General features: G+C 69.9%; 12 protein-coding genes and 1 other RNA gene. 1 reads left to right on the top strand and 12 read right to left on the bottom strand.

Features of this window, described 5'->3' with window-relative positions:
• Nucleotides 1–39: 39 nt before the first annotated feature.
• The 9 genes from ACIREI_RS06890 to ftsE form a co-directional block, all read right to left on the bottom strand.
• The gene (locus ACIREI_RS06890; protein WP_403328157.1) at nucleotides 40–1,035 is read right to left on the bottom strand and encodes an alpha/beta hydrolase family esterase; all 996 of its coding nucleotides are present in this window, start codon (nucleotides 1,033–1,035) and stop codon (nucleotides 40–42) included.
• A gap of 76 nt (nucleotides 1,036–1,111) precedes the next feature.
• Nucleotides 1,112–1,675: a hypothetical protein gene (locus tag ACIREI_RS06885; protein WP_403328154.1), complete on the bottom strand. Its 564-nt coding sequence runs from the start codon at nucleotides 1,673–1,675 to the stop codon at nucleotides 1,112–1,114.
• Entirely contained in the window at nucleotides 1,672–2,694 is a 1,023-nt protein-coding gene (locus tag ACIREI_RS06880; RefSeq protein WP_403328151.1) for a DUF4232 domain-containing protein, read from the bottom strand. The genes ACIREI_RS06885 and ACIREI_RS06880 overlap by 4 nt, the downstream gene beginning before the upstream one ends.
• A gap of 67 nt (nucleotides 2,695–2,761) precedes the next feature.
• Entirely contained in the window at nucleotides 2,762–4,054 is a 1,293-nt protein-coding gene (locus ACIREI_RS06875) for a hypothetical protein (protein WP_403328148.1), read from the bottom strand.
• Nucleotides 4,055–4,156: 102 nt separating this feature from the next.
• Nucleotides 4,157–4,525: a transfer-messenger RNA gene (gene ssrA / locus ACIREI_RS06870) on the bottom strand.
• 129 nt (nucleotides 4,526–4,654) lie between these two features.
• A complete protein-coding gene (smpB, locus tag ACIREI_RS06865) occupies nucleotides 4,655–5,197 on the bottom strand; it encodes an SsrA-binding protein SmpB (RefSeq protein ID WP_403329420.1) in 543 nt (180 codons plus the stop codon).
• Nucleotides 5,198–5,268: 71 nt separating this feature from the next.
• Nucleotides 5,269–6,435 carry a S41 family peptidase gene (locus ACIREI_RS06860; protein ID WP_403328145.1) on the bottom strand — a complete coding sequence of 389 codons (1,167 nt, stop codon included), beginning with the start codon at nucleotides 6,433–6,435 and terminating at the stop codon, nucleotides 5,269–5,271.
• A gap of 68 nt (nucleotides 6,436–6,503) precedes the next feature.
• Nucleotides 6,504–7,421, bottom strand: a complete 918-nt coding sequence (ftsX, locus tag ACIREI_RS06855) for a permease-like cell division protein FtsX (RefSeq protein WP_403328143.1) — start codon at nucleotides 7,419–7,421, stop codon at nucleotides 6,504–6,506.
• A 36-nt stretch (nucleotides 7,422–7,457) separates the two neighbouring features.
• Entirely contained in the window at nucleotides 7,458–8,147 is a 690-nt protein-coding gene (gene ftsE / locus ACIREI_RS06850) for a cell division ATP-binding protein FtsE (protein WP_062721007.1), read from the bottom strand.
• 322 nt (nucleotides 8,148–8,469) lie between these two features.
• On the opposite strand from ftsE, the gene ACIREI_RS06845 reads away from it, so the two are divergent.
• Complete coding sequence (locus ACIREI_RS06845) at nucleotides 8,470–8,661, top strand: hypothetical protein (protein ID WP_030952754.1); 192 nt, start codon at nucleotides 8,470–8,472, stop codon at nucleotides 8,659–8,661.
• 105 nt (nucleotides 8,662–8,766) lie between these two features.
• Here ACIREI_RS06845 and ACIREI_RS06840 read toward each other — a convergent pair whose 3' ends face one another.
• The 3 genes from ACIREI_RS06840 to ACIREI_RS06830 form a co-directional block, all read right to left on the bottom strand.
• The gene (locus ACIREI_RS06840) at nucleotides 8,767–9,396 is read right to left on the bottom strand and encodes an LPXTG cell wall anchor domain-containing protein (protein ID WP_403328138.1); all 630 of its coding nucleotides are present in this window, start codon (nucleotides 9,394–9,396) and stop codon (nucleotides 8,767–8,769) included.
• A 293-nt stretch (nucleotides 9,397–9,689) separates the two neighbouring features.
• Nucleotides 9,690–10,796, bottom strand: coding sequence for a peptide chain release factor 2 (prfB, locus tag ACIREI_RS06835; protein WP_403328136.1), 1,107 nt, complete (start codon nucleotides 10,794–10,796; stop codon nucleotides 9,690–9,692).
• A 359-nt stretch (nucleotides 10,797–11,155) separates the two neighbouring features.
• Entirely contained in the window at nucleotides 11,156–12,397 is a 1,242-nt protein-coding gene (locus tag ACIREI_RS06830) for a serine/threonine-protein kinase (RefSeq protein WP_403328133.1), read from the bottom strand.
• Between the last annotated feature and the right edge of the window lie 21 nt (nucleotides 12,398–12,418).

Here is a 12,418-nt window from a genome sequence, read left to right as displayed (position 1 = left end):
ATCCCGGACAACCGCCCCCGGCGACAGAGCACTTCTGGCTCAGCCCAGCCCCCAGGCCCGCCCCATCCGGTCAGCGGCACACAGGTTCACGTCGAGGACGTACGCCCCGGCGCTCCCGCACTGCTCACTCCCGCTCCCCGGATCGACGGGCTGCCCGTGCCCCATCCCGGTGACGCTGTACGTCTCCACGACGGCCCGCCCGCCCGCGTCCCGGAAGACCTGATGCGGATACCCGGCGACGGTGTCGCTCACGTCGGCCGACTGATCGGCCCCGTGCATATCGGTCCACTGCCGCATCAGGTCGGTCATGTTGACGGGCTTCACGGTGTAGTCGGCCGTGCCCTGGAAGGCGATCAGCGTGGGCCAGGGGCCGGTGTACCCCGGCCGGGCGGCGCGCACCCGGTCGCCCCACTGCCGCGGGGTCTGCGTGGCACCGACGTACATGCACACGTACGGCGACCCGGCGGCCTGCGCGCACCCGTACGGCAGCCCCGCGACGATCCCGCCCGCCGCGAACCTCTCCGGATACGCCGCCATCAGCACGGCGCTCATCCCGCCCCCGGCGGACAGCCCCGTGACATACACGCGCGACGCGTCACCGGAGACGTCCGCGAGCTGCCGGTCCACCATCTGCGCGACGGACGCGGCCTCGCCCTGGCCGCGGACGATGTCGCCGCTCTGGAACCAGTTGAAGCAGGCCGAGGCGTTGTTGGCGGTCTGCTGCTGCGGCAGGACCACGGAGAAGCCCCAGCGGTCGGCGAGTTGGAGCCATCCGCTGCCGGTGCCGTAGCCGGCGGCGTTCTGTGTGCAGCCGTGCAGCGCGACGACCACCGGCCGGCCGGCGGGCAGCCCGTCGGGGACGTACTGGAACATGCGCAGGGCACCGGGGTTCGACCCGAAGCCGGTGACTTCCTGGAGGGCGGCGGCCTCGGCCCGACCGGGTGTGAGGACGGCGGTGATCAGGGCGACGAGAAGGGTCACCAGGACGGGGATACGGCGGCTCGTGGCTCGGCTTGCGGCTCTGGTCTGTGTCATGGGGAGGGACCGTAGAAGCGTGAACGAGCCGTCGATATGGGGCGGGACAACACAACGGGCGCGTCCGCCATGGTGATCACCGAGTGAGTGACCTGGTGGTGCGGAACTGCCGCACGAGCGCCCTCGGGTCTCGCACGACCTCCCACAGACCGACCGCGAGCAGCAGCAGGCTGCTGACGAAGCAGACCCAGAACACGAACTGGGCGCCCGTCGCGAGATCGTGGGTGCTGCCGTCGTCGTAGAGGCAGTACGCCTGCGGGGGAAACGCCCTGGAGACGCCGACACCGCCGTAGCGCATGGAGCACGGGTCCTCGCCGGGGTCCTTGATCGTGTCGTCCGCGGTGACGACCAGCAGCCAGGCCACCGCGGTCACCGGGACCGTGACGAAGACGGTCATCTTCGTCCACGCCGGGAGCCGGGGGTGGGCGAGGAGGCCGTTCAGCGCGATCAGGACGACCGCGAACACCGCGCTGACGGCGACGGCGCCGGCAGGCTCTTCGAGCACCACGTACAGCAGCCAGACCACTCCGGCCACCGGAGGTGCGGTGAGGACGAGGACCTTGATCCCGGGTGCGATGCGCGGATGGGCGAGCAGGTAGAGGGCGAGCGCGCACGTGAGGAGGACGAGGAGTGCCGTCACGGGCGCGGGGCGGCGGGGGCGGTCGCGGCGGGGTCCTGGTGCGCCTCGTCCTTCTTCCACGGTCCGACGCCGAGCTTCCCCGTCGTCCCGAGGTCGAGTTCCGGCACCACCATCACGGGGTCGGCCCCCGGCTTCGGCCACACGCGGAGGTACGGCGCGTTCACCGGATCGCCGACGCCGGCCTCGGTGGTGTTGCGCCACGCCAGCCCGGCCGTCGCGGCCTCACCCGGACGCAGGACGACAGGTTGCGGGCTGCCACCCCCGCCGGTGGCGGTGCTGATCCGGTCGGTCCCGTGGAGGATCCGTACGTCGTCCACGGTGGCGTGGTCCTCGTCGTGGAGTTCGAGCTTCGGGTAGCCGTTGAGCTGGTAGGGCCGGGTACCGCAGTTGATCAGGCGCAGGCCGGCGACGCGCAGCCCCATCGCGGCGTCCCCGTCGTCGGCGTAGAGGTGGACGCCGGACTCGGGGCAGGGCCCCGAGGCGGACGACGCCTCGGCGGCGGGAACGCTGCGTACCTCGACCACCTTCACGCCCGACACCTCGGGTGCGTGCCCGACCGTCTGTGCCATGACGACACTGCCCTTGACGGTACGGCCCGGTCCGACCGCCTCGACGATCCGTTCCCCGTCGTCGGCCACACCTCCCGACGCCGAGAGGAAGCCGAGGGTCACGGTGTAAGTGGCGGTCTCCGTCTGCCGGTTGGTGACCTCGAACTCCGCGCTGTACTCGACCCCGGCGCAGCCGCTCTCCGGCCCCCAGGCGTACAGGCCGGTGACCTTCACGCCGTCTTCGGCCGGACCGGCGACGGAGGGCAGAGGCAGCGGAGTCGGCGTACCGGAGGGGCCGGCGGACGATTCGGCGGACGGCGAAGCGCCGTACTGCGAGAAGTCCGAGGGACACAGCTTCTCGGCCCGGACCCGGCCGTCGTCACCGCCCGGCGAGGCACTCTCGGAACCACACGCGGCGAGCAGCAGGACACCGGCGAGAGCGGCGGGGACGGCACGTAAGGCGGTAGGCATCCGCCCACCTCACCAAGGTCCCGTCGCCCTGGCTGTGGTGGAACCCACACCTCCGGTCACAGGGGTGTCACAGATCACTCTGGATGTACCCATCGACCAGGGAGACATGGAACTCGCCATAGCCGAACCGTTCCCCGAGCGCCTCGTAGCGGGCGTACCGCTCCTCGGTGAGGGGCATCCCCAGCGCGAGCAGGACCCGCAGGAACAGCCGGAAGCCGAGGTCGGGATCGACCTGGGAGACGACCTGCTCCAGCGCCCGCGCCGCGTCGGCACCCGGTATGCCCTGCCAGTGGGGCTGGATGGTCCTGGACACCAACTCGGGTTCCAGGTCCCGTAGTTCGCGCAGCACGTCATCCGCGAGGTCCGCCCGAACCGGGCCCGGTTCGGGACGGTAGGCGGGCGCGGTCTCCCGCAGCCGCTCCTGGCACACTTCGGCGGTCTGCTCCAGCCACTGCCGTACGTCGAGGTCGAAACGGTCGGGCCGAAAGCCGCATTCGCTCGCGGCCAGCCACAGGGTGGTGAGCGAGTCGGTGGACAGGGGCGAGGCGAGCAACCGCGTCACGTCCTCCAGCAGTACGGCGGCGGCGCTGCCCGGCGACTGCCGGACGTCGTCGGCAGCGGCCACCTGGCGCAGGACCCCGGGAACCGTGCCGTCGTACCAGTGCGCGAACCGCCCGGCGAGCTCCGAGAACCCGAAGTCCCAGTCACTGTCCCGCCGGGCCGGGTCGAGGGGCGGCCAGTCGACCTCCAGTCCTCCGTGGACGACTACGAAGTGGTACTCGAAGGGCTCGCTGAGCTCGATGAACCGGTCGTAGCGCACCTTGTCGACCCGCACGGAGTGCGCCTTCAGAATCCGCAGCAGCAGCCGGAAGCCGAGATCCGGGCCGGCCTCGACGACGGCCCGCCGCAGCACCGGGACGATCTCCGGCAACGGCACCGCCCGTGCCAGATCCGCCCCCACCGCCGCGATCTCGCCGAGCACGGCGTCCCGCATCTCCTCCTCCACCAGCACGGGCCGACGAGGTCCGACGAACATGGTGCTGCGGTACTTCACGAAGCTCTTCGGAGGCTTCGGCGGCCGCGCCGGATACGCCTCCGACCAGCCGACCAGCCACGACCGCACGGTCGTGCCCCGAGCGGCCGGATCGAACCGCGCGCCATCGGCTGCCAGCCACAGCGTGCGGATCATGTCCTCCGACAAGGACGACAGCAGCAGGCTCCGGGCGTCCTCCCCGGCCTGCTCGTCCCCCGCCATCTCGCCCCCGGCCAGAGGCAGGGCATCTCCGGACCTCCCGGCGAGCCCGCTGAGCCCGAAGTCGTCGTCGTACATCGTGTAGTACGGCTCATCCGGCTGCGTCATCGTCCCCCCGTCTTTCGCGATACGGCATGACAAAGGCCCCGCTGCCCGGAGGCGGCGGGGCCCTTGCCCACATGGGGTCGAGGAGGTTCGGAAACCTCCCGATCGTGGAGATGGCGGGAATCGAACCCGCGTCCAACGGTGCAGAATCAGGGCTTCTCCGTGTGCAGTTCGCTGTGATTTTCTCGGCCCCGGCGATCACGCGAACAAGTCGCCGACGGGCCCAGTCACTGTTAGATTTCCCTCTTCACCCCGTGACCGGGATCAAGGTTTAGTTCCCTAGCTGATGCCAGGATCCGGGTCGGGAACAGCCCCGGGCTGACACTTCGCAAGTCGCTACTTAGGCAGCGAGGGCGAAGGAATCGCGCTTGGTGTTGGCGATTATTTTTTGCGACATATGGTTTACGAGATCATTGCCGCTTCCTCGACACGCTTCCCCTGCTTCAACAGCCGCTGTCGAAACCGATCATCCCCATGTTGTTTTTTCAATCCTCCCCGGCGGACCGGAGAGGGGCGCGCACCCTCTGTGAGGTGCGATGCCATCGTACGTGACCAACGCACGACGATGCCAGCGTATTCCCGGCGGCCCGGCAGCCGGTCCGCCTACTGGGCCCGCTGCCGCCGCTTCGCCGCCGCGATCGCCCGGTCCGACTCCCGCCGGTCCTGCTTCTCCCGCAGGGTCTGGCGCTTGTCGTACTCCTTCTTGCCTCGCGCGAGAGCGACCTCGGCCTTCGCCCTGCCGTCCTTGAAGTAGATGGCGAGGGGCACGATCGTGTGACCCGTCTCCTGGGACTTGGCCTCCAGCTTGTCGATCTCCTCGCGGTGCAGGAGGAGCTTGCGCTTGCGGCGCGCGGAGTGGTTGGTCCAGCTGCCCTGGTGATACTCGGGGATGTGGGCGTTGTGCAGCCACGCCTCGCCCCGGTCGATCTGGACGAAGCCGTCGGTCAGCGACGTCCGTCCCTCACGCAGCGACTTGACCTCGGTGCCCATGAGCACCAGGCCGGCCTCATAGGTGTCGATGATCGCGTAGTCGTGCCGGGCCTTCTTGTTCTGGGCGACGATCTTGCGCTTGCCGCCCTTCTCGCCGTCCCTGGCCTTCGCGGCCGCCCCGCCCTGCTTGGGCTGGGACTCCTTCGGTACGTACATTCCCTTGCTCATAGTGCCGTCCATTTTCGCACTACGGACGGGGTGCGCGGAAAGCCGATTTACGAGTCGACTTACGACTCGCCGAGTCCGCTGAGGACCGTCTCGGCCCGCTCCAGGACCTGCTGGTCGGCGTCCAGGTCAGGGGTGATCCCCCTGCCGTCGACGGCTCGGCCGGAGGGGGTGCGGTAGTGCCCGACGGTGAGTTCGGCGACGGAGCCGTCGGGGAGACGGCTCGGCATCTGGACCGAGCCCTTGCCGAAGGTGCGGGTGCCGACGACGACCGCGCGGCCGCGGTCCTGCAGGGCGCCGGTGAGCAGCTCGGCCGCGCTCATCGTGCCGCCGTCGACGAGGGCGACCAGGGGCCTGCGGGTCTCGCCGCCGGGTTCGGCGTGCAGGGCGCGCTGCTCGCCGTCGACGTCGTACGTGGCGACGAGGCCGCCGTCGAGGAAGACGGAGGCGGCGGTGACGGCCTCGGTGACCAGGCCGCCGGAGTTGCCCCGCAGGTCGAGGATGACGCCGACGCCGGCCGGGGCCTGCCGCAGGGCGTCGCGGACGGCGTCGCCTGAGCCCTTGGTGAAGGAGGCGATCTTGACGACGGTGATGCCGCCGGCGAGTTTTCGAACGGTGACCGAGTCGGTGGACAGGGTGGCCCGGCGCAGCGTGAGGTCCCACGCACGCGTGCCGCGCTCCAGCCCCACCTTCACCGGCGTACCGGCGGGCGCGTCCGTCGCGTCACCGCGCAGTAAGGAGACGACCTCGGTGACCGGACGTCCGGCGACCTTCTCGCCGTCGACGCTGCGCAGCCGGTCGCCCGCGCGGATCCCGGCGGCCGCCGCGGGCGACCCCGCCCGCACCCGGGTCACTTCGATACGGCCGTCGCGCTCGCGCCGCGCCCACAGTCCGACGCCGGTGTACTCGCCGTCGAGGGCCTCTTCGAACTCCTCGTACTCGCCCTCGGAGTAGACGGCGCCCCAGCGGTCCCCGCTGCGGCTGACCGCGCGCTCGGCGGCCTCCATGGGGGACTCGCCGGCGGCCATGGCTTCGGCGGCCGCCTCGGCGACGTCGACGTGTCGGCCCGCGGGTGCGGCCGAACCGGCGGCGTCGGCCGAGGTCTTCCGGTCGGGGCCGGGCAGGGAGCCGGTCGCGGCGCCCGCGACGAGCACGCTCGTGAAGAGCAATGTCAGGGCGGCCCCGCGGCGAATGCGGCGGGGCTGACAGAACAGGTCACGACCTGACATGCCGGTGAGTCTAGGACAACGCAAAGGGGCCGTACGGCCCGTTGCCCGTACGGCCGCCTTGGCGTTGGTCACACCTTCAGATACTTGCGCAGCGCGAAGAAAGCGGCCAACGCGGGCATCAGCAGGCTCGTCGCGAGGATGAGCGGCAGCTTCGTCAACACCGCGTCCCAGCCGATGAAGTTGATCAGTGTCAGCTTCTCCGACAGGGCCAGGCCGTGGTCGATGATGAAGTACCGCGCCATCACCAGGAAGGCGCAGGCGACCGTCCCTCCGATGAGCCCGGCGACCGCGGCCTCCATGATGAACGGCGCCTGGATGTAGAAGCCCGAGGCGCCGACCAGGCGCATGATCCCGGTCTCACGCCGACGGCTGAACGCGGACACTCGCACGGTGTTGACGATCAGCATCAGCGCCACGACCAGCATGAGCGCCATGATCGCCCGCGCGGCCCAGTTCATGCCGTTCAGCAGCCCGAAGAGGTTGTCCAGGATCCCCTTCTGGTCCTGCACCGACTGCACACCGTCCCGCCCGTCGAAGGCGGTCGCGATGACCTGGTACTTCTCCGGGTCCTTGAGCTTGATCCGGTACGACTCCTGCATCTGGTCCGGCGTGAGCGAGGCGGCCAGCGGGGAGTCGCCGAACTGCTCCTTGTAGTGCTTGTACGCCTGGTCCTGCGACTCGTACGTCACCTTCTCGACGACCGTCATCTTGTCCAGGTCGGCGAGGATCTCCTTCTTCTGGTCGTCGGTGACCGCGCCCTTGGCGCAGTTCGGGTCGGACGCGGCGTCACTCTTGTTGCAGAGGAAGACCGAGACGTTGACCTTGTCGTACCAGTAGCCCTTCATGGTGTTGACCTGGTCGCTCATCAGGAGCGACCCGCCGAACAGGGCGAGCGACAGGGCGACGGAGACGATGACGGCGAAGGTCATCGTCAGATTGCGGCGGAGACCGACACCGATCTCGGACAGTACGAACTGGGCGCGCATGGCGTCTTCTTCAGGCCTTTCCGTGGACGGTCGCGGTCAGTGCTGGTAGCCGTAGACGCCGCGTGCCTGGTCGCGGACGAGGCGGCCCTTCTCCAGCTCGATGACGCGCTTGCGCATCTGGTCCACGATGTTCTGGTCGTGCGTCGCCATCACCACGGTGGTGCCCGTCCGGTTGATCCGGTCGAGCAGCTTCATGATGCCGACGGAGGTCTGCGGGTCGAGGTTGCCGGTGGGCTCGTCGGCGATGAGCAGCTTGGGCCGGTTGACGAAGGCCCGGGCGATCGCCACACGCTGCTGTTCACCACCGGAGAGCTCACCGGGCATCCGGTCCTCTTTCCCGCCCAGCCCGACGAGGTCGAGCACCTGCGGGACGGACTTGCGGATCTCGCCGCGGGACTTGCCGATGACCTCCTGTGCGAAGGCCACGTTCTCGGCGACGGTCTTGTTCGGCAGCAGCCGGAAGTCCTGGAACACCGTGCCCAGCTGGCGCCGCATCTGCGGCACCTTCCAGTTGGACAGGCGTGCGAGGTCCTTGCCCAGAACGTGCACCTGACCGTGGCTGCACCGCTCCTCGCGGAGGATCAGCCGCAGGAAGGTGGACTTTCCGGAGCCGGAGGACCCGACCAGGAACACGAACTCGCCCTTCTCCACTTCCAGGGACACATCCCTGAGTGCGGGGCGGGTCTGCTTGGGGTAGACCTTGGAGACGTTGTCGAGTCGGATCACGGGTGCACCATGGGTCGCCGGGGGTAGATGAGGGGGACCATACGCGAACCGGGGGTGGGGGCGCAGTCGCCGGAAGGTGTTGTGCCGGGGTTGTGCATTTTTGTGACGGACGGTGTCTCTTGATGGGCGGTGGCGCAGTGCCCTAAGGGGCGCGGGGAACTGCGCGACCAGCCCCCCACAACCCGCAGCCGCGAGATAATGGCAACCACCCCTCCAAGAGCGCCCGAGCCCTTTCCGAAGGAACCTGGCATTGTGGAAGGGGGAACGTTCCCGGGGCCGAACCCGTTGAACCCCCGGAGGGAACTCGCAAGGAGGGTGGCGCATGACGTACGACCGGCTGGTGTGCGCGAACTGTGCCGCGCCCGTGAGTGAGGGTCGCTGCCCCGTCTGCCGGGCGAACCGCGAGCGGCTGCAGCAGGAGAACCCGCTCGCGGGCCTGAACCCGATGACGCTGATCGCCCTGCTGGCGATACTGATCGCGGCGGTGGCACTACTGGCGCACCAGACCGCCTAGGGCGACGCCCACACCGTAAGCGGACGTGGCGAGGGGCCCGGAGCGAAGCGCTCCGGGCCCCTCGGCCGTACAGCGTTGATCACGCAGCGTAAGCGATGGCTACCGTCAGGCAGCCGCACCGCCGCGGCCACCCGCGAGGCGCGGGAGGATGCGGAAGCCGATGCCGCCGGCGATCATCGTGGCGGCGCCGACCAGCAGGAAGGTGGTCTGAGCGGCACCCGTCTCGGCGAGCTCGTCACCGCCGCCCTGAGCGGAGGTGCTGGTGCCCGTGCCCGTGCCGGTACCGGTGGTCTCCGTGCCGGTGTCGGTGAGCGAGGAGGAGCCCTCCTCCTGGGTGGAGGTGCCACCGTCGGGGTCGGTGTTGTTGTTACCGCCGCCGTTGTTGCCGTTCCCGTTGCCGTTGCCGTTGCCGTTCCCGTTACCCGGGTCGGTCGGGGCGGTGGTCGGGTCCTCGGTGGGGTCCGACGGCTCGGTCGGCTCCAGCGTCGGGTCCGTCGGGACCGTGGGGTCCTCGGTCGGGAGGCCCGGGTCGGTCGGGAGGTCCGTGGGAATGTCGGTCGGCGGGTCGGTGGGAACCGGCGGGTCGGTCGGGTCCTCGGGACCGCAGAAGAGACCGAGCACGCAGTCGTCCGCCTCGGCGGCAGATGCGGCACCCGCAGCGGTCAGCGAGGCACCGGCCGCGATCACGGCACCGGCCGCGAGGCGCGCGATGCGGATCCGCGTCTTCTTTGTCATGTGGTTGCTACCCCCAGTAGCTGAATCGTCAGTGAGGCGGCGCTCGGGGGCCGTGATCGACGGGGGTAGTGCTGAACTCAAGCCCCCCGGTTCACATGCGCCCCAGAGATACGCATGCCACGCTTTACCCTTCCCATTTTTCAAAGACACGTCAAGGCCGATTAGACACGCCATGTCCAAAACGGGAGGTTATGCAGGGAGTTGGAGCCTGTGAGTGTGATGTAAAACCCAGACATGCGGGCACAGAAAAGACAACTGCCGCCGAGGTGGCGGCAGTTGTCTTGTCGACAAACTTACTTCTCCTGCTGCTTGCGCCAGCGAATTCCGGCCTCGAGGAATCCCTCGATCTCACCGTTGAACACGGCCTCGGGGTTGCCGACTTCGAACTCGGTCCGCAGGTCCTTGACCATCTGGTACGGGTGCAGCACGTAGGAACGCATCTGGTTGCCCCACGAGTTGCCGCCGTCGCCCTTCAGCGCGTCCATCTTGGCCTGCTCCTCCTGACGGCGCCGCTCGAGCAGCTTGGCCTGGAGGACGTTCATCGCGGTGGCCTTGTTCTGGATCTGCGACCGCTCGTTCTGGCAGGAGACGACGATGCCGGTGGGGAGGTGGGTGAGCCGCACCGCGGAGTCGGTGGTGTTCACGCCCTGGCCGCCGGGGCCCGAGGACCGGTACACGTCCACGCGCAGCTCGGACTCGTCGATCTCGATGTGGTCGGTCTGCTCGACCACGGGGAGCACCTCGACACCGGCGAAGGAGGTCTGCCGCCGCCCCTGGTTGTCGAACGGCGAGATACGCACGAGCCGGTGGGTGCCCTGTTCGACGGAGAGCGTGCCGTAGGCGTACGGCGCCTGCACGGAGAAGGTGGTCGACTTGATGCCGGCCTCTTCCGCGTACGACGTCTCGATGAGCTCGGTCTTGTAGCCCTTCTGCTCCGCCCAGCGCAGGTACATCCGCTGCAGCTTCTCGGCGAAGTCGGCGGCGTCGACGCCACCGGCTTCCGCGCGGATGTTCACGAGCGCCTCACGGGCGTCGTACTCGCCGCTGAGCAGCGTCCGCACTTCCATCTCGTCCAGCGCCTTCTTGACGGCGGTGAGCTCGGACTCGGCCTCGGCACGGGTGTCCGGGTCGTCCTCCTCCTCGGCCATCTCGAACAGCACGGCGAGATCGTCGATCCGCGAGCGCAGGGCCTCGGCCTTCCTCACCTCCGCCTGGAGGTGGGACAGCTTGCTGGTGATCTTCTGCGCCTCGTCCGGGTTGTCCCACAGGGACGGCGCTGCCGCCTGCTCCTCGAGCACGGCGACATCTGCCCTCAGCTTGTCGAGGTCCAGAACGGCCTCGATCGACTCCATGGTCGAGGAGAGGGACTTGAGCTCTTCGGATACATCGACGACTGCCACGCCTCCAGCGTAACGGCTCCGCCAAGCGCCGGGGCCCGGGTGCCCTCGGCCGAGACGCCCCCGGCGTCACCACTGCCCTACCAGGGGGCTCCCGGCCCCTGGACCCCCGGCACTTCGCCCACCCACCACCCGACTCGGTCGGCCAGGAGGTCGGCCTCGAAAAGCCTTGGGGTTCTGCTGCTCAACGTCGGCCCAAGCCTCCCAGCCCATCCAGCGCCCGAGAACGAGCCCACACCATCCCAAACCCCCACCCACCCACAGAGGGCCTCGGCATCCCAGCCCGTCCGGCGTTTGAGGACGAGGCGTTCAGGGCCAGGCCCCCAGGGATGGGACGGGTAGGGGCGGCGGGGGCGAGGAAACTACGGGGTCGCCGGGGCCGAGTTGTTGGTGTCCTGGGGCGTCGCCCCGGAATCGTCCTCCGCCGTCGCCAGCCACGTACCCACCCCGGCCGCAGCCACCAGCGCCACCGCCGCCGCCCCCAACACCACCCGCCGCCGCCGAGCCACGGCCCGATGCCGTGCGGAGCCCGGCCGCGGCGCACCCGTCGCCCGCGGCACCCGAGCCGTCCCGCGCGCACCACCCGCCAGCTCGTCGGGCCCCGGCACCCTCATCGACGTATGCGTGTCCCGGTTGGAGTCGGCCGGCTTCGCGCCCGGCACCAGCGGCACCGCCCCCCGCCGCCGCACCCGCTCCCCCACCGGCGCCGCCGCCTCAGCGGCCGGAGCCTCTTCCTCCGCCGGCTCCACGTCCGGCTCGTCCACGTCCAGCGGCGGCATCCCGGCCACCAGCGGCAGCAGCTCCCGCAGCCGCGCCCCCAGCTCCGAGGCCCGCAACCGCGAGGCCGGCGCCTTCGCGAGGCACTGCACGACCAGCTGCCACAGCTCGTCGGGGATCCCGGGCAGCGGCGCCACCGACTCCGTGACGTGGCGGCGCAGCACCGCGCCCGGGTGGCCCCCGCCGAACGGCGTGAAACCCGCCAGCAGCTCGTACAGCACCGTGGCGAGGGCATAGATGTCGACCGCCGCCCGGGGCGGCAGGCCCTCCACGATCTCCGGCGCCAGGTAGTCGGGCGTTCCGATGATCTTCGTCGCGCGCGTGCGGCGCGGTGAGTCGATGAGTTTCGCCACACCGAAGTCCGTCAGCAGCGCCGGGTGGGAGCCGCCCGGCCCCAGCGGACCCTGCATGTCGAGCAGCACGTTCTCCGGCTTCACGTCCCGGTGCACGACCCCGGCCGCGTGCGCCGCCGCCAGCCCGTCCGCGATGTCCGCCACGATCGCCACCGCCGCCTCGGGCGAGAGCCGCCGGTCGCGGTCGAGCCGGGTGCGCAGGTCCGTGCCGCGGACGAGGTCCATGACCAGCGCGAGGTCGTTGCCGTCGACCACCAGGTCGCGTACGGAGACCACGTTCGGGTGTTCGAGGCCGAGCAGCGCCGTGCGCTCCTGCACGAAGCGTCCGACGAGTTCCTGGTCGGACGCGAGATCCTCGCGCAGCAGCTTGATGGCGACGGGCCCCTCGGGCCCCTCACCCAGCCACACCGTGCCGGCGCTGCCCCGCCCCAGGATCTGGTTGGCGGTGTACCGGCTACCGATCTTCCGTGCCAAGACTGCTCCTACCGACGCGTG

The organism is Streptomyces sp. NPDC093591, from assembly GCF_044764885.1.
In the GTDB taxonomy this organism is placed as follows: domain Bacteria; phylum Actinomycetota; class Actinomycetes; order Streptomycetales; family Streptomycetaceae; genus Streptomyces.
Note: the sequence above shows the minus strand (reverse complement) of the source record. Positions and strands in the feature narration are given on the sequence as shown.

What these genes read in the sequence shown, in the direction of transcription:
- ACIREI_RS06860 (WP_403328145.1), bottom strand. Translation starts at nt 6,435, where the DNA reads ATGTCAGGTCGTGACCTGTTCTGTCAGCCCCGCCGCATTCGCCGCGGG.
- ACIREI_RS06880 (WP_403328151.1), bottom strand. Translation starts at nt 2,694, where the DNA reads ATGCCTACCGCCTTACGTGCCGTCCCCGCCGCTCTCGCCGGTGTCCTG.
- ACIREI_RS06875 (WP_403328148.1), bottom strand. Translation starts at nt 4,054, where the DNA reads ATGACGCAGCCGGATGAGCCGTACTACACGATGTACGACGACGACTTC.
- ACIREI_RS06840 (WP_403328138.1), bottom strand. Translation starts at nt 9,396, where the DNA reads ATGACAAAGAAGACGCGGATCCGCATCGCGCGCCTCGCGGCCGGTGCC.
- ACIREI_RS06890 (WP_403328157.1), bottom strand. Translation starts at nt 1,035, where the DNA reads ATGACACAGACCAGAGCCGCAAGCCGAGCCACGAGCCGCCGTATCCCC.
- smpB (WP_403329420.1), bottom strand. Translation starts at nt 5,197, where the DNA reads ATGTACGTACCGAAGGAGTCCCAGCCCAAGCAGGGCGGGGCGGCCGCG.
- ftsX (WP_403328143.1), bottom strand. Translation starts at nt 7,421, where the DNA reads ATGCGCGCCCAGTTCGTACTGTCCGAGATCGGTGTCGGTCTCCGCCGC.
- ACIREI_RS06845 (WP_030952754.1), top strand. Translation starts at nt 8,470, where the DNA reads ATGACGTACGACCGGCTGGTGTGCGCGAACTGTGCCGCGCCCGTGAGT.